The sequence below is a fragment of the Phenylobacterium sp. genome (genome assembly GCF_046291545.1).
Classification (GTDB): Bacteria; Pseudomonadota; Alphaproteobacteria; order Caulobacterales; family Caulobacteraceae; genus Phenylobacterium.
Map to the genome: position 1 here is coordinate 27,693 of NZ_JBKBSM010000002.1, position 14,225 is coordinate 41,917.

Below are 14,225 nucleotides of genomic sequence, written 5' to 3' on the forward strand. Positions count from 1 at the left end.
GCGATGACCGGCCCCACCTCCAGCCTGCCGCGGGCGCGCTTCCAGGACCTGGCGGACGCCTATGGCGGCGACCTTTCCCGCTGGCCCGAGGACGACCGCGACGCTGCGGCCCTGCTGATGGCCGACGAGCCGGCCTTCGCCGCCCGGCTGCTGGCGGAAGCCGCCGATCTGGATGCCGCGCTGGACGCCTGGCGCCCATCGCCCGTCTCCCGCGCCGTGCAGGAGGCGATCCTGGCGGCGGCCCCGCGCCCGCGCCGGGGCTTCGCGCCGGTCGCGTGGCTGGCGAGGGCGGGATTGGGCGCGGGTCTCGCCGCCGCCTGCGCTGCGGGCGTGGTCTTCGGCGCCCAGCTCTCCGCCCTGGATCAACCGCCGTCGGGCGCAGACGCGGTGGCCGTTGCGCTTGCGGGCTACGACGCCAGCCTGCCGGACGACGCCGGCGAGGAGAGCGCCGGATGAGCCGCCGCGTCCTGCTGATCGTCCTGTTCGTTTCGCTCGCCCTGAACCTGTTCGTCGCGGGCGCCGTCGTGGGCGGCCTGGTGGCCGGCGGACGCACGCCGCACGCCTCGCCGAGCCAGGCGAACCCCCGGCCGGGACCCGCCCTCTGGGCGGCCGGGGAGGCGCTGCCGCCGGACCGCCGCCGCGAATTCCGGCGCCTGTTGCGCGAGCAGGGGCCCGTCACCAACCAGCGCCTGCGCGAGGTGCGCCAGGCGCGCCGCGAGGCCTGGCTGATGCTGGGCAAGGAGCCCTTCGACCCTGTGGCCGCCAGCCGCGCCCTGGACGCGGCCCGCCAGGCCGAGATCGCGGCCCGCCGCGATGTCGAGCACCGCGTGGTCGAATTCGCCGCCCGCCTGCCGCCCGACGAGCGGGCCCGTTTCGCGCAAAGCCTCGCGCCGCCGGCGCCGGACCCCGGCGCACGCCGCGGACATCGCGAGCGGCCCTGAGGCTCAGGCCGCGGCCACGGCTCCGGGCTGGCCGGTGCGCGCCTGGCGGATCGGGACGGTGAAGCTCACCGTCGTGCCCTCGCCCGGGGTGCTCTGCATCTCCAGGGCTCCGCCGTGCATCTCCACCAGCGACTTGGTGAGGGCCAGGCCGAGGCCGGTGCCCTGCTGAGTCTTGGCGTGCTGGGTCTCGATCTGCTCGAACGGGCGGGCCAGGCGCGCCAGGTCCTCGGCGGCGATGCCGATGCCGGTGTCCTGCACGCTCACCCGCACCCGCTCGCCCAGCGGGTCGCGGCGCACGTCGGCTCGCACGGTCACCGCGCCGCCGCGCGGCGTGAACTTGATCGCGTTGGACAGCAGGTTCAGCAGCACCTGCTTGATCGCGCGGTAGTCCGCCTCCACGTCGGGCAGGCGAGGGAAGTCCAGGGTCAGCGTCAGGCCGGTGGCCTCGGCCCGGTTGCGCACCAGGCGCACGGCGTCTTCGGCGGCCTCCTCCAGCGACATCGACTCGAACTTCAGGCTCATCTTGCCGGCTTCGATCTTGGACATGTCGAGAATGTCGTTGATCAGCGCCAGCAGGTGCTGGCCGGAGCTGAGGATGTCCTGGGCGTACTCCTTGTAGCGGCGGTCGCCGAGGGGGCCGAACATCTCGCCGACCATGATCTCGGAGAAGCCGTTGATGGCGTTCAGCGGCGTGCGCAGCTCATGGCTCATGTTGGCCAGGAACTCGCTCTTGGCCTTGTTGGCCGCCTCGGCCCGCAGTTTCTCGGCCTCGTACTTGCGGGCGAGTTCGGAGAGCTGCTCCTGGCTCTGCTCCAGGCTGACGACGGCGCGCTGCAGTTGCTCCTCGTTCAGCCGCCGAGCCTCTTCCTGGGCCTTGATGGCGGTGATGTCGGCGGCGGTCATCACCAGCCCGCCCTCGGCGGTGCGGCGCTCGGAGATCTGCATCCAGCGGCCGTCATAGAGCTCGGCCTCGCGCACGCCGCGCCGTCCGTCGGGCGCGGGCGTCTCCTGCTTGATGGCGATCTGGGCGATCTTGTGGATCTGCTCGCGCGGGGCGCCGGGCTTCAGGATCCGCGCCTCCAGCGAGAAAAAGTCGCGGTAGTTCTTGTTGCAGAGCAGGAGCCGCCCGTGGCGGTCCCAAAGGACGAAGGCCTCCGACACGCTGTCGATGGCGTCGCGCAGGCGGATCTCGGCGGCCTGCGCCCGGGCCTGGGCGACACGCTCCTCGGTGACGTCCAGGGCCACGCCGATGATCCGGGCGTAGCTGCCGTCCGGCGCCCGGTCGAAGCCCTGGCCCCGGGCGTCGATCCAGATCGGGCGTCCGCCCTGGAGGCTGGGCACGCGGAACGATACGTCGAAGCCGCCGTAGATCGCCGCGGTGGTCACCGCCTGGCGCAGGCGCTCGCGGTGCTCGGGCGCGACTTTGTCGATCACCTCGTCGCCCTTGACCACGCCGCCCCCGCCCCAGCCCAGGATCGCGCCGGTGACGTCGGACATGAACATCCGGTCGGTGGCGACGTCCCATTCCCAGATGCCGCAGCGGGCGGCCTCGACGGCCATTCGGAAGCGCTGTTCGGATTCGCTGAACGCCTGCTCGGCGCGCTCGGCCTTGTAGCTCTGGTGCAGCAGCATCATCGCCAGCAGGAACGCGGCGAACAGGGGCGCCAGCACCCAGGCCATCTGTTCGCGCACCGACAACAGGGCGTCCGGCCCGGCGTTGACCGCGGCGATGGCCAAGAGCGCGCCCGACGCGGCCGGGCGCGCCGCCAGGTCCAGGGCGGCGCCGTCGGGACGGGCGCCACGCACCAGGCCGCCGGCCTTCAGTTCGTCCGGCGCGACGGCGAAGGCCTCGTTGACGCTCTTGGCCTGGGCGAGCCCCCCGTCGCCGGCGGCCGCCAGCAGCCGGCCGTCCCGTGCGGCCAGGGCCTCGGGCGAGGCTGTCGACAGCAAGCGCGTCAGTCGCTCGGGCGCGCCGGAGACGACGATCCAGCGCCGCCCCTGCGAGGTGTTGACGGCGGTCACGCCGGTCAGGGAGGGATCGCTCGCCCCCACCGCGCCGAACCACACCTCGCTGCTCGACCGGCCGCCGGCCCGGACCGCCTCGCGCCAGTCGACCCCACGGACCTTGCCCGCCTGGGCGATCAGTTCGGCGTCGTTCATCACGCCCACCGCGCGAGCGGCCCCGCCCGAGGCGCGCAGGCCGATCTCGGCGGCGTCGATCGGAGCGGCCGGGGAGCGGGCCAGGCTCTCCTTCGCGGCCAGTAGGCCGCCCCGCAGGGCCGCCGCCTCGCCGTCGAGCCGCGCCGCCAGGGCTTCGGCGCGGGACGGCGCCATCACGCTGGGCGCCGCCGCCCCGTGCGGTTCGCGCTGGATGCGCATCACCGCCACCACCGTGTAGATGGCCAGGAGCAGCAGGGTGGAAAGAATGACGATGCGGGCGAACGTCTGCGTCTCGGGCGGCCGCGAAGCCGCCCCCAGATCCCTCGCGGGCGTACTCGCCGTCGCGTCAGCCGCGTTTTCGCCCCCGCGCTTGGCCAACGCGCGCCGCTCCCTCTGCCGAACCCCGAGTCACCTCTTGTTAGGGAGTCTACGCGTGCGAGTCCGCCGCGTCACGACTCCCCGGCGCCGATCTCGTCGTGGAGAGTCTTCGGCGCCACAGCCGTCCGGCCCATGGGGCGAGCCGGGGTCAGTCCTCGTCCGAACCCAGCGCCTTGCTCGCCAGTTCGTAGACGTTTTTCGACAGGCCTTCATGGGCGCGGATGCGGGCGAGCTGCGCCTTCATCAGTTCGCCCAGCTCGGGGGTGTAGCGGCGCCAGCCGCCGAGGGGCTCGACCATCCGCGCGGCGGTCATCGGGTTGAAGCCGTCCACCGCCAGGATCTGGTCTGCGAGGAAGCTGTAGCCCGCCCCGCTGGGATCGTGGAACCGGGCGGGGTTGGCCGAGGAGAAGGTCGAGACCAGCGCACGCAGGCGGTTGGGGTTCTTCGGATCGAACGCGGGGTGGGCGGTCAGGCCCAGGACCCGCCCGAAGGCGCCCTCGGACGGATCGCGCGCCTGCAGGGCGAACCACTTGTCGATGACCAGGGGCTCGGACTTCCAGCGCTCGAAGAAGTCGGCCAGGGCGGCCTCGAAGGCCTCGCCGCCCACCAGCATCAGGGCGTTCAGCCCGCCGATGGCGTCGGTCATGTTGGTGGCGGCGCGATAGTGTCCCTCTGCCAGCTCGGCCACGTCGGCGCGCGGATTGGCGGCCAGCAGATCGAGCGCAGCGTTGCGCAAGGCCCGGCGCCCGGCCCCGGCGGCGTCCGGGGTGAACTCGCCCAGTTGCTGCAGGCCGATGTGCAGATGCTTGAGCTGCTCGCCCAGGTGCAGCGCCAGGCGCAGCCGCAGGGCGTCGCGCGCGGCGTGGAGGGCGGCCGGATCGGCCGGCTTCATGGCCAGCGAGAGCTCCGCCTCCGTCGGCAGGGCCAGCAGCAGGGCCTTGAACGCGGGGTCGGCCGCCTGGTCGGCGAGGGCCCGGCCGAGCGCTTCGGCGTAGCGCTCCTCGGCCACCTCGTCGGGGCGGCCGGCGGCGCGGGCCAGCATCAGGTCGCGGGCCAGGTCCTGTCCGGCTTCCCAGCGGTTGAACAGGTCCGGATCGCCCGCCAGCAGCACGTAACGGTCCTTGGGCTTGGCGTCGGTGACGAGGGTCACGGGGGCGGAGAAGCCTCGCAGGGCCGAGACCACCGGCTCGCGCTCCACGCCGGTGAGCGTGACCTTGGCCTCGGCGGCGTCGAGCACCACCAGGGTCTCGTCCAGCGCCTGGCCGTCCCGCTCGAAGGCCAGGGTGCGGCCCTCTGCGTCCAAGAGGCCGATGCGGATCGGCATGGGCAGGGGCCGCTTAGTCGGCTGGCCCGGCGTCGGCGCGGTCGACTGCGTCAGCTCCAGCTCCAGGGTCCTGGCGGCGGCGTCGTAGCGGCGCTTGACGGTCAGGGTCGGCGTGCCCGCCTGTTCGTACCAGGCGAAGAAGTCGGTCAGGTCCCGGCCGGAGACCTCGGCGAAACAGGCGATGAAGGCCTCCACCGTCGTGGCGTGGCCGTCCCAGCGCTCGAAATAGAGGTCCATCCCCTTGCGGAAGGCCTCGGCCCCGATCAGGGCCTTGAGCATCCGGATCACCTCCGCGCCCTTCTCGTAGATGGTGGCGGTGTAGAAGTTGTCGATCTTCAGGTAGCTGGAGGGGCGGACCGGGTGGGCCAGCGGCCCCTGGTCCTCGGCGAATTGGCGCGCCCGCAGGGCCTTCACGTCCTTGATGCGCTGGACCGCCTCGCCGCGCATGTCGGCCGAAAAGCTCTGGTCACGGAAGACCGTCAGCCCTTCCTTCAGGCAAAGCTGGAACCAGTCGCGGCAGGTGATCCGGTCGCCGGTCCAGTTGTGGAAGTACTCGTGGGCGACGACGCTCTCGATGCGCTCGTAGTCGAGGTCGGTGGCGGTCTCGGGGTCGGCCAGCAGGAGCGAGGAGTTGAAGATGTTCAGCCCCTTGTTCTCCATCGCCCCGAAGTTGAAGTCGCGCACGGCGACGATCATGAACAGGTCCAGGTCGTATTCGCGGCCGAACGCCTGCTCGTCCCACTTCATCGAGCGCTTCAGCGCGTCCATGGCGTAGGCGGCGCGGGGCGCCATGCCGGGGTCGACGAAGATGCGCAGGTCGACGGTGCGCCCGCTCATGGTGACGAGCTTGTCCTCCAGCACGTCGAGCTCGCCGGCCACCAGGGCGAACAGGTAGCAGGGCTTGGGGAACGGGTCGTTCCAGACGGCGTAGCGCCGCCCGCCCGGCAGGTCGCCGGCCTCGATCAGGTTGCCGTTGGACAGCAGGTGCTGGAAGCTCCTGTCCGCCTCGATGCGCACCGTGAAGCGCGAGAGCACGTCCGGCCGGTCAGGGTACCAGGTGATCTTGCGGAAGCCCTCGGCCTCGCACTGGGTGCAGAAGCGCCCGCCTGACATGTAGAGCCCGTCCAGCGCCTTGTTGGCCGCCGGGTCGATCTCGACCTCGGTCGCCAGAACGAACGCGTCCGGCACGTCCGGCACCGTCAGGAACTCGGCGTCGATCGTCCGCTCGCTCTCGCCGAGGACGCGGCCGTCGATCGCGACCGAGATCGGCTTGAGCCGCTCGCCGTTCAGCACCAGCGGCTCGGCGTGCTCGCCGTTGCGGCGCACGGAGAGCTGCGCCTTCACCCGCGTTCGGCTGGGCTCCAGGGCGAAGTCCAAGCGGACCTCGTCGATCAGGAAGGCGGGCGGACGATAGTCGGAAAGCCGGATCGGCTGGGGCGTCTCGGTGCGCATCGCAGGGATGTAGCGCCCCGGGGCACGCCCCGCCAGGGGGCCTGCGGCGTGTTGATCCAATTGAGCAATGTCAAGGCGAAGCCTCGCCAGCGGGAGGAGTTTCCGAGCGCTCGGCCGAAAGGCCATAAGAAATTTGGGGATATCTCATGCTCGCCACCCGTTACGCGCTCGCCGGCCTCGCCGCCCTGGCTCTGGCCGGGACCGCACAGGCCCAGGAGTTCCAGCCCAAGCAGAAGGGAACCCTGATGCTCAACGTGCGCGCCACCGGCGTGCTCACCGACGCGGACGATCCGATCCTGACCGCGGCCGGCGCGGCCACCGGCCTGAACGTCGACGTCAAGGACGACGTGATGCCGACCATCGGCCTCACCTACTTCATGACCGACAACATCGCCGTCGAGGTGATCGCCGGCACCACCCAGCACGAGGTCCGCGCCAAGGGCCCGGGCGTCGACGTGGCGGTGCATGAAACCTGGGTGCTGCCGCCGGTGGTCAGCCTGCAGTACCACTTCGCCCCGGCCGCCAAGGTCAGCCCCTACGTGGGCGCGGGGGTGAACTACATGATCTTCTACTCCGGCGAAGACCAGAACGGCTTCGACGTTGACCTGGACGACGGCTTCGGCTTCGCCCTGCAGGCCGGCGTGGACGTCGCCGTGAAGGGGCCCTGGAGCGCCAACGTCGACGTCAAGAAGGTGTTCTTCGAGACCGACGCCGACATCAACAACGGCGCGCTGAAGTCCAAGGTGAAGCTCGACCCGTGGGTCGTCTCCGCCGGCTTCGGCTACAAGTTCTGATCCCATTCGAGGAGGCCGGGCCGCGGCGGCCCGGCTTCATCGGGGCGTGGGGACGGCGTGGCTCAGGCCGCGACCGTCCCTTCGTCTTTCGGGTCCTTGAGCGGGGCCGGGACCTCGGCCAGGTAGCGCTCGATCTTCACCGCCTCTTCGGCCAGGCGGCGGATTTCCGCCGGCGCGTCGTCCGGCGCGTCGCTGATGAACTCGGTCAGGGCGCGGGCGAGGGCCAGCAGCCGCGGGGCGGAGGCGATCAGCCGGGCCTGGCCTTCGATCTTGTGCGGGTCGCGGTCGTATTCGGCGCCCGGCACGCGCCAGCCGCCCCAGTCGTTGGCGTCGGTCACCACCACCGGATAGGTGCCCGGATAGGGGTGGTGGCGGCAGTCCTCCGGGGTCTGCCACTTGTTGCGCGCCCGCAGCAGGCGCCAGGGCACGCCGGCCTGGTCGAGCACCTCCGGCCCGTCCTGCTCGGCGCGAAGCTCGTGGGCGTGGAACTCGCGGCCCAGGCCGACGTCGTAGGTCACCCGCACCGGCTCGTCGAAGCCGCGCGCCCAGATCGGCACGATGCGTTCGATCACCGACCAGGCGCCGACGCTCTCGACCCAGACCTTCTGGTTACGTTGGAATACCGCCTTGGCCATGTGCGCGTCCCTGCCGATATGAGCCCCGATGAAAACCCGAAATCCTTGACGCGAGGTCAATCTTTCCAAGGCTTCGCGCAGGGCTATGCTGGGCTTCAGGCGCCGATTGACGCTGCGTCAAAGAAATCGGCGAGCAAGCAACCGGGCAGGATGCGCAGGAAATGAATTTCGACTTCTCGGACGATCAGAAGTTTTTGAAGGGGGAAGCCAGGAAGTTCCTGGAGGCCAACTGTCCCACTTCCCGCGTGCGCGGCGTGCTGGACGACGACGCCAAGGCCCATGACGAGGCGCTCTGGAAGGCGGTCGCCGCCCAGGGCTGGCTGGGCTGCGCCATCCCCGAAGAACACGGCGGGTTGGGCCTCGGCCACGTGGAGCTGTGCGCCATCGCCGAGGAACTGGGCCGCGTGGTCGCGCCGATCCCGTTCGCCTCGACGGTCTATCTGCTGGCCGAGGCGGTGATGCTGGCCGGCTCGGACGCCCAGAAGGCCGATCTGCTGCCCAGGATCGCCGCTGGCGAGGTGATCGGCGCCCTGGCCTCGGCCGAGGGCCCGGGGGCGGTGACTGCGGCGACGCTGAAGACCGTCGTCAACGGCGGCAAGCTGTCGGGCGTGAAGATACCGGTGACCGACGGCGACATCGCCGACGTGGCCGTGGTCCTGGCCAGCGAGGGCGGCCAGCCTGGCCTGTTCCTGGTCGACCTGAACGGCGCGGGGGTCGCCCGCGAGAGCCTGAAGACCCTGGACCCGACGCGCGATGCGGCCCGGCTCACCTTCAAGGACGCCCCCGCCCAGCGCCTGGGCGCGGCCGGCGAAGGCTTCGCCCTGATGGAGCGCGTGCTCGACCGAGCCGCGGTGCTGATGTCCTTCGAACAGTGCGGCGGCGCCGACCGCTGCCTGGAGATGGCCAAGGAGTACGCCCTGGAGCGCTACGCCTTCGGCCGGGTGATCGCGTCCTACCAGGCGATCAAGCACAAGCTGGCGGACATGTACGTCAAGAACGAGCTGGCCCGTTCCAACGCCTATTACGGCGCGTGGGCGCTCAACACCGACGCGCCGGAGCTGCCGATGGCCGCCTCGGCCGCGCGGATCGCCGGCAGCGAGGCCTTCTGGTTCGCCTCCAAGGAGAACATCCAGACCCACGGCGGCATCGGCTTCACCTGGGAGATGGACTGCCACCTCTACTACCGCCGCGCCCGCCAGCTCAGCCTGGCCATCGGCGCCCCGCGCGTCTGGAAAGAGCGGCTCGTCAGCCATCTCGAACGTCGCAACGCGGCCTGAAGGAGCAAGAACGATGGACTTCAAGGACACGCCGGAAGAAGCGGCCTACCGCAAGCAGGTGCAGGACTGGCTGGCGGCCAACGCGCCCAAGCGCGGCGTCGAGGGCGACCCCGAGGGCGGCGGCGACCTGACGGCGGCCAAGGCCTGGCAGGCCAAGAAGGCCGCGGCCGGCTACGCCCAGATCACCTGGCCCAAGGAGTGGGGCGGGCAGGGCGGCACGCCGATCCAGCAGGTCATCTTCAACCAGGAAGAGGCCAAGTATCCGACGCCCGGAAATCCCTTCCAGATCGGCCTGGGCATGTGCGTGCCGACGGTGGCGACCTTCGCCGACGACGAGACCAAGAAGCGCTTCGTCGGGCCCGCGCTGCGGGGCGAGGAGATCTGGTGCCAGCTCTTCTCCGAGCCCTCCGGCGGCTCGGACGTGGCGGCCTCGCGCACCCGGGCGGTCCGGGCCGACGACGGCTCCGGCGACTGGATCATCAACGGCCAGAAGGTGTGGACCACGGGCGCCCAGTTCTCGGACTTCGGCATCGTCATCTGCCGCACCGACCCGAACGTGCCCAAGCACAAGGGGCTGACCATGTTCTGGATCGACATGCACGATCCGGGCGTGGAGGTGAAGCCGATCCACCAGATGTCCGGCGGGTCCGGCTTCAACGAGGTGTTCTTCACCGACGTGCGGGTCAAGGACAGCCAGCGCCTGGGCGCGGTGGGCGATGGCTGGAAGGTCAGCCTGGTCACCCTCATGAACGAGCGGCTGGCGGTCGGCGGCGCCTCGGGCGCGGGCTGGCAGGAGTTCATGGAGGCGGCCCGCTCGATCCTCACGGCGGACGGACGCACGGCCCTTCAGGACCAGGCGCTGCGCGAGAAGCTGGCGGACTGGTACGTGCAGTTCGAAGGGCTCAAGCACACGCGCAACCGCACCATGACCGCCCTGTCCCGCGGCCAGACCCCGGGGCCGGAAAGCTCGATCGGCAAGATCATCTCGGCCAACGCCATGCATGAGCTGGCCTCAAACGCCATCGACATGCTGGGCGAGTACGGGATCATCAGCGATCCGGATCTCGCGCCGCTGAAAAGCGCCTTTCACTCCTCGTGGATGTTCGCGCCGGGCCTGCGCATCGCCGGAGGCACCGACGAGATCCTGCGCAACATCATCGCCGAGCGGGTGCTGGGCCTTCCCGGCGACATCCGCCTCGACAAGGACGTGCCCTTCAAGGACATGCCGACGGGGCGCTGAGCCCCGTCCGGGCGGCTCGGGTCAGGCGCTGAGCGCCAGGGCCGAGCCGCGCCCGGCCCCGCCGGACAGGAGCCCGCCGTAGAGCCGCGTCAGGCCCTCGAACGTGGTGTTCCAGGCATGGCGGGTCTCCGCCCGCCGCCGGGCCGCGGCCGACAGGGCGGACAGGTCGCGCGCGAACAGGGCCTCGATCGCCTCGGCGAGGTCCGCCGGCTCGTCGCCGGCGGCCGGCTGGCCCACGGTTTCGTCGATCAGTTCGCCGACCCCGCCGGCGGCGGGCCCCACCACCGGCAGGCCGGCGGCCATGGCCTCCAGGACCACCAGTCCGAAGGGCTCGTTGGCGTTGCCGTGTACGAAGGCGTCGCAGCCGGCCATCAGGGCGGCCAGGGCGGCCGGGTCGCGCTCATAGTCCAGGGCCGTGACATGGCGCGAGTAGCGCGCATCGCGCCCGGCGCCGACCAGCAGCAGGCGATAGGGATCGCCCAGCCGCTCCACCGCGCAGACCAGGGACTCGATGTTCTTCTCCCGCGCCGGCCGTCCGGCGAAGACCAGCAGGCGCGTGCGCGCGGGCACGCCCAGGCGCCGGCGCAGGGCGCCAGGATCGCCCCTGGCGGGGTGGAACAGCTCGACGTCCACGCCCAGCGGCTGCACCGTCACCCGCCGCACGCCGGCCTCGGCCAGGCGACCGGCCATGTGGCGGCTGGGCGCGACCACCCGGTCGAACCGGCGGTAGGCCTGGGCCCAGCGCTTCATCGCCGGCGCTTCGGCCCAGTCCCCCAGGTGCAGGGCGGCCAGGGCCGCGGCGTCGGTGTGGCAGTAGCCGACCACGGGCACGCCCAGGGCTTCGCCGGCGTCCAGGGCCGCGTGGCCCGGCACCAGCACGTCGCCGGCCTCGATGATCTCGGGCTCCAGGAGGCGCAGCATGGATTCCCACTTCATCGCGCTGGCCGGCATGCGGTAGCCGTCGCCGAAGGGCAGGCGGGCGGCGGCGATGGTGACGAGCCCTCCCGGGCCGACCGCCGTCTTGGGGCCGGGCACCACCAGGGTGTGGCGCACGTCGGGCCGGTGGGCGGCCAGCCAGGCGTTCTTGGCCAGAAGGTAGCGCTTCACCCCGCCGCTGCGGGGTGCGAACATCATGGTCGTGTCGATGAGGTGGAAGCCCTGACGTCCCGGAGCGCCGAAGTGCGGCGCGTCTGCGGGATCCAGGCGGATCGTGCGGGCAAGATTCGAAGATGCAGCGTCGGACACCCCGGCGGCCTTTCTCGTTATAAGCTTCGCCTCAACACACAACCGCCGAGGCGGGGCAAATGATCCCTCGGCCAAGCTCAAAATTCGTCGCGCCGGCTTGACGGCGCCGGCGGCGGGGGAGGCAGGAGCATGGAACAGGCGGGCCGCCCGCAGATCGACGCAGCCCTCGCCAGGGACCTCGTCGCCGCGCAGTTTCCCCAGTGGGCCGACCTGCCCGTGCGGCCGGTCGCCCACGGCGGCTGGGACAACCGCGCCTTTCACTTGGGCGAGGGGATGATCGTGCGCCTGCCCAGCGCGCAGCACTACGCAGCCCAGGCGGCCAAGGAGCAGGCCTGGCTGGCGCGCCTTGCGCCGCACCTGCCCCTGGAGATCCCCTGTCCCCTCGGCCTGGGCAGGCCCGGGCCGGGGTTCGACCGGCCCTGGTCGATCCTGCGCTGGATCCCGGGCGAGACGGCCGATCGGGCGGCTGACCCCTCCGACGCCGGTCTCGGCCGGGCGCTGGGCGCGTTCCTCGCGGCCCTGCAGGCGATCGACGCCTCGGACGGGCCGGCTCCCGGACCGCACAACTTCTTCCGCGGAGGCCCCCTGGCGACCTACGACGAGGAGGTGCGCGAGGCGCTGCGCCGCCGCGCGGACCGCTCCGACGCCGTTGCGGCCGAGAGGGTGTGGAATGCGGCCCTGGGGGCCGAATGGTCGGGCCCGCCGGTCTGGGTCCACGGCGACGTCGCGCCCCGCAACCTGCTGATGCGCGACGGGGGCCTCGCCGCGGTGATAGACTTCGGCGGCCTGGGGGTCGGCGATCCGGCCTGCGACCTCGCGATCGCTTGGAGCTTCCTTCGCGGCGCGGGGCGGTCCGGCTTCCGCGCGGCCCTGCCCCTGGACCCCGGGGCCTGGGCGCGCGGGCGCGGCTGGGCGCTCTGGAAGGCGCTGATCCTGGCGACCGGGGTCGCCCGCGGTCCCGCCGCCGACGTCGAGGACGCCGAGCGGGTGCTCGGCGAAGTCCTCGCCGAGCCTCAGGCTTCCGACCAGCCGTAGCGCTGGTCGAGCTTGCCGAGCTGGCTGGTGAAGCCCTCGAGGGACATCTTCGTCCAGTGCGGGTCCAGGTGCGGGTGCAGGGTCACCACCATCCGCGTCTCCTCTCCCGCCGGAATGAACGCCACCTCGATGGTGGTCTCATAGGGATCCATCCCCTCCACGAAGTCGATCACGTGGACCAGGCTCAGCTTCACGTGCGGCGTGAACTCGGCGTAGCGGCCGCGGGTGTTGTGGGAGATCGGCTGGCCCATCTCCTTCATGGCGGCGACCGCCTCCGGCGCATCGGCGATCATGTCGTACTCCAGCACCCCGCCCTGACGCGGCTCCAGGGCGTGGACCTCGACGCGGAAGCCTTGCGGCCCCCACCACGACTCGAAGCCGGCCTTGGTGGTCCAGAGCGCCCACAGGTCCTCGGGCGAAGCGCGATAGGCGCGGGTGACGACCACGGCGGCCTGCGGGGCGGCGTCGGCGTGCGGATTTGCGTCGTTCATCGGTCGGTCTCCTTGTGGTCGGCGGCGTCCTTGCGACGTTGCTCCAGGGCGTCGCCGAAGCGGTCGAGGCGGGCCTCCCAAAGCCGGCGGTATTCGGCCAGCCAGGCTTCGAGTTCGCGGAAGGGTTCGGGGCGCAGGGCGTAGAGCCGCCGCTGGCCGTCCTGGCGCACCGAAACGAAGCCGGCCTCGTGCAGGATTCGCAGATGCCGCGAGACGCCGGACTGATGGATCCCGGCCTGTTCCACGATCGCATTGACCTGCTGCTCGCCGCCGCGCAGCGCCGCCAGGATGCGTCGCCGGGTGGGGTCGGCCAGGGTTTCGAAAGCGTCTGAATGCATAATGGTGTATATGTATGATGATGCATCATATGGGTCAACCCTCCGGGCCGCCTGCGCAAAAGAAACGGGCGCCGGAGAGCCGGCGCCCGAGGGCCGCAGACATCGCGCCCATAGGGAGGATCAGTCCGGCGCCGGCCGGGCGGCGGCGTTGCAGGCGGCGAGCCGCGCCTCGTCCAGCGGCCGCCGCGCGGCGAAGGCGGTGAGGGGGCCGACCTTTCGCGCGATCGTCCGGCAGGTGTCCGTGGCGAAGGTGCGCGGGGCGGCGGCCCTCGCCACACAGGTGTCGGTCTCGCAGATGAAGACGGCGCCGCCGGCGATGAGGCGGAGCTTTTCGGATACGGGCGTGGCGAGGGTCGCGGTGACCGGCCCTGCGGCCAGGGCCGGGTTCGCCGACGTCAGGGCGAAGGCCGCCGAGCAGGCGGCCGCGAGCGAATGGAGCTTCATGAAAGCCCTCCAACGGGGGTTAGCGGAGGGTCGGTGCGCAACGACTTGAGCGGACGCTAGCACGCGGCGCCCACGCCGCAGCCCCTCAACAATCGAAAGCACCTTTCGACTGTGGGCAACAATGCCCTGAGCCGCGACGGCTCAGCGGTCGGGCGCGGCGATGACCATGTCGACCAGGATCCGGTCGCCGGCGGTGACGTCGGCTTTCTTCCGAACCGCGGCCTTAAGCGGCAGGTAAAAGGTCCCGTCCTTGGGGAACAGCGAGGTGGCGAAGGCGACGCCGCCAAGGCTCGCCGTCACCGGCACGACGCCCCAGCCATAGGAGACCGCCCGCGCGACCCGTCGCACCTCCTCGGCCGCGGCGGGCGGAAGCGGCGCGTAGAAGAAGGGCGAGGGGCCGCGCCAGTAGACGACCTCGGCCTCGAAGCTCAGTTCAGCGATGGGCTCGGCGTCGCTGGCCATGGCCTACCC

At 71.5% G+C, this 14,225-nt stretch carries 14 protein-coding genes; 6 read left to right on the plus strand and 8 right to left on the minus strand.

Annotation, left to right across the window (positions count from 1 at the left end):
* The first annotated feature begins 3 nt into the window (after positions 1 to 3).
* Together ACK4YQ_RS06670 and ACK4YQ_RS06675 are read left to right on the plus strand one after the other, a co-directional pair.
* Positions 4 to 456 carry a hypothetical protein gene (locus tag ACK4YQ_RS06670; protein WP_409609600.1) on the plus strand — a complete coding sequence of 151 codons (453 nt, stop codon included), beginning with the start codon at positions 4 to 6 and terminating at the stop codon, positions 454 to 456.
* Positions 453 to 941 (plus strand): periplasmic heavy metal sensor, encoded by a 489-nt coding sequence (locus tag ACK4YQ_RS06675; protein ID WP_409609602.1) that lies wholly within the window; start codon positions 453 to 455, stop codon positions 939 to 941. The genes ACK4YQ_RS06670 and ACK4YQ_RS06675 overlap by 4 nt, the downstream gene beginning before the upstream one ends.
* Positions 942 to 944: 3 nt before the next feature.
* Here the strand turns inward: ACK4YQ_RS06675 and ACK4YQ_RS06680 are convergent, their stop codons facing one another.
* A complete protein-coding gene (locus ACK4YQ_RS06680; RefSeq protein WP_409609604.1) occupies positions 945 to 3,479 on the minus strand; it encodes an ATP-binding protein in 2,535 nt (844 codons plus the stop codon).
* A gap of 148 nt (positions 3,480 to 3,627) precedes the next feature.
* Positions 3,628 to 6,255 (minus strand): aminopeptidase N, encoded by a 2,628-nt coding sequence (pepN, locus tag ACK4YQ_RS06685; protein ID WP_409609606.1) that lies wholly within the window; start codon positions 6,253 to 6,255, stop codon positions 3,628 to 3,630.
* A gap of 146 nt (positions 6,256 to 6,401) precedes the next feature.
* On the opposite strand from pepN, the gene ACK4YQ_RS06690 reads away from it, so the two are divergent.
* Positions 6,402 to 7,049 (plus strand): OmpW/AlkL family protein, encoded by a 648-nt coding sequence (locus ACK4YQ_RS06690; RefSeq protein WP_409609608.1) that lies wholly within the window; start codon positions 6,402 to 6,404, stop codon positions 7,047 to 7,049.
* 62 nt (positions 7,050 to 7,111) lie between these two features.
* On the opposite strand, the gene ACK4YQ_RS06695 is transcribed toward ACK4YQ_RS06690, so the two are convergent.
* Positions 7,112 to 7,684: a hypothetical protein gene (locus ACK4YQ_RS06695; protein WP_409609610.1), complete on the minus strand. Its 573-nt coding sequence runs from the start codon at positions 7,682 to 7,684 to the stop codon at positions 7,112 to 7,114.
* A 161-nt stretch (positions 7,685 to 7,845) separates the two neighbouring features.
* Here ACK4YQ_RS06695 and ACK4YQ_RS06700 point away from each other — a divergent pair, with 161 nt between their 5' ends.
* Both ACK4YQ_RS06700 and ACK4YQ_RS06705 read left to right on the plus strand, forming a co-directional pair.
* Complete coding sequence (locus ACK4YQ_RS06700; RefSeq protein WP_409609612.1) at positions 7,846 to 8,961, plus strand: acyl-CoA dehydrogenase family protein; 1,116 nt, start codon at positions 7,846 to 7,848, stop codon at positions 8,959 to 8,961.
* Between the two features lie 13 nt (positions 8,962 to 8,974).
* A complete protein-coding gene (locus tag ACK4YQ_RS06705) occupies positions 8,975 to 10,201 on the plus strand; it encodes an acyl-CoA dehydrogenase family protein (RefSeq protein WP_409609614.1) in 1,227 nt (408 codons plus the stop codon).
* A 21-nt stretch (positions 10,202 to 10,222) separates the two neighbouring features.
* On the opposite strand, the gene ACK4YQ_RS06710 is transcribed toward ACK4YQ_RS06705, so the two are convergent.
* Positions 10,223 to 11,446 carry a glycosyltransferase gene (locus tag ACK4YQ_RS06710; protein ID WP_409609616.1) on the minus strand — a complete coding sequence of 408 codons (1,224 nt, stop codon included), beginning with the start codon at positions 11,444 to 11,446 and terminating at the stop codon, positions 10,223 to 10,225.
* A 129-nt stretch (positions 11,447 to 11,575) separates the two neighbouring features.
* Here ACK4YQ_RS06710 and ACK4YQ_RS06715 point away from each other — a divergent pair, with 129 nt between their 5' ends.
* Complete coding sequence (locus ACK4YQ_RS06715; RefSeq protein ID WP_409609618.1) at positions 11,576 to 12,481, plus strand: aminoglycoside phosphotransferase family protein; 906 nt, start codon at positions 11,576 to 11,578, stop codon at positions 12,479 to 12,481.
* On the opposite strand, the gene ACK4YQ_RS06720 is transcribed toward ACK4YQ_RS06715, so the two are convergent.
* The 4 genes from ACK4YQ_RS06720 to ACK4YQ_RS06735 all read right to left on the minus strand — a co-directional run bounded on the left by ACK4YQ_RS06720 (position 12,460) and on the right by ACK4YQ_RS06735 (position 14,216).
* On the minus strand, positions 12,460 to 12,972 hold the full coding sequence (locus ACK4YQ_RS06720) for an SRPBCC domain-containing protein (RefSeq protein WP_409609620.1): 513 nt from the start codon (positions 12,970 to 12,972) through the stop codon (positions 12,460 to 12,462). The two genes, ACK4YQ_RS06715 and ACK4YQ_RS06720, sit on opposite strands and share 22 nt — an antisense overlap.
* Entirely contained in the window at positions 12,969 to 13,310 is a 342-nt protein-coding gene (locus ACK4YQ_RS06725) for an ArsR/SmtB family transcription factor (protein ID WP_409609622.1), read from the minus strand. The genes ACK4YQ_RS06720 and ACK4YQ_RS06725 overlap by 4 nt, the downstream gene beginning before the upstream one ends.
* Positions 13,311 to 13,430: 120 nt before the next feature.
* The gene (locus ACK4YQ_RS06730; RefSeq protein ID WP_409609624.1) at positions 13,431 to 13,754 is read right to left on the minus strand and encodes a CC_3452 family protein; all 324 of its coding nucleotides are present in this window, start codon (positions 13,752 to 13,754) and stop codon (positions 13,431 to 13,433) included.
* Between the two features lie 141 nt (positions 13,755 to 13,895).
* Positions 13,896 to 14,216, minus strand: a complete 321-nt coding sequence (locus ACK4YQ_RS06735) for a DUF1905 domain-containing protein (RefSeq protein WP_409609626.1) — start codon at positions 14,214 to 14,216, stop codon at positions 13,896 to 13,898.
* Between the last annotated feature and the right edge of the window lie 9 nt (positions 14,217 to 14,225).

What these genes read in the sequence shown, in the direction of transcription:
- ACK4YQ_RS06670 (WP_409609600.1), top strand. Translation starts at nt 4, where the DNA reads ATGACCGGCCCCACCTCCAGCCTGCCGCGGGCGCGCTTCCAGGACCTG.
- ACK4YQ_RS06675 (WP_409609602.1), top strand. Translation starts at nt 453, where the DNA reads ATGAGCCGCCGCGTCCTGCTGATCGTCCTGTTCGTTTCGCTCGCCCTG.
- pepN (WP_409609606.1), bottom strand. Translation starts at nt 6,255, where the DNA reads ATGCGCACCGAGACGCCCCAGCCGATCCGGCTTTCCGACTATCGTCCG.
- ACK4YQ_RS06690 (WP_409609608.1), top strand. Translation starts at nt 6,402, where the DNA reads ATGCTCGCCACCCGTTACGCGCTCGCCGGCCTCGCCGCCCTGGCTCTG.
- ACK4YQ_RS06695 (WP_409609610.1), bottom strand. Translation starts at nt 7,684, where the DNA reads ATGGCCAAGGCGGTATTCCAACGTAACCAGAAGGTCTGGGTCGAGAGC.
- ACK4YQ_RS06700 (WP_409609612.1), top strand. Translation starts at nt 7,846, where the DNA reads ATGAATTTCGACTTCTCGGACGATCAGAAGTTTTTGAAGGGGGAAGCC.
- ACK4YQ_RS06705 (WP_409609614.1), top strand. Translation starts at nt 8,975, where the DNA reads ATGGACTTCAAGGACACGCCGGAAGAAGCGGCCTACCGCAAGCAGGTG.
- ACK4YQ_RS06715 (WP_409609618.1), top strand. Translation starts at nt 11,576, where the DNA reads ATGGAACAGGCGGGCCGCCCGCAGATCGACGCAGCCCTCGCCAGGGAC.
- ACK4YQ_RS06720 (WP_409609620.1), bottom strand. Translation starts at nt 12,972, where the DNA reads ATGAACGACGCAAATCCGCACGCCGACGCCGCCCCGCAGGCCGCCGTG.
- ACK4YQ_RS06725 (WP_409609622.1), bottom strand. Translation starts at nt 13,310, where the DNA reads ATGCATTCAGACGCTTTCGAAACCCTGGCCGACCCCACCCGGCGACGC.
- ACK4YQ_RS06730 (WP_409609624.1), bottom strand. Translation starts at nt 13,754, where the DNA reads ATGAAGCTCCATTCGCTCGCGGCCGCCTGCTCGGCGGCCTTCGCCCTG.
- ACK4YQ_RS06735 (WP_409609626.1), bottom strand. Translation starts at nt 14,216, where the DNA reads ATGGCCAGCGACGCCGAGCCCATCGCTGAACTGAGCTTCGAGGCCGAG.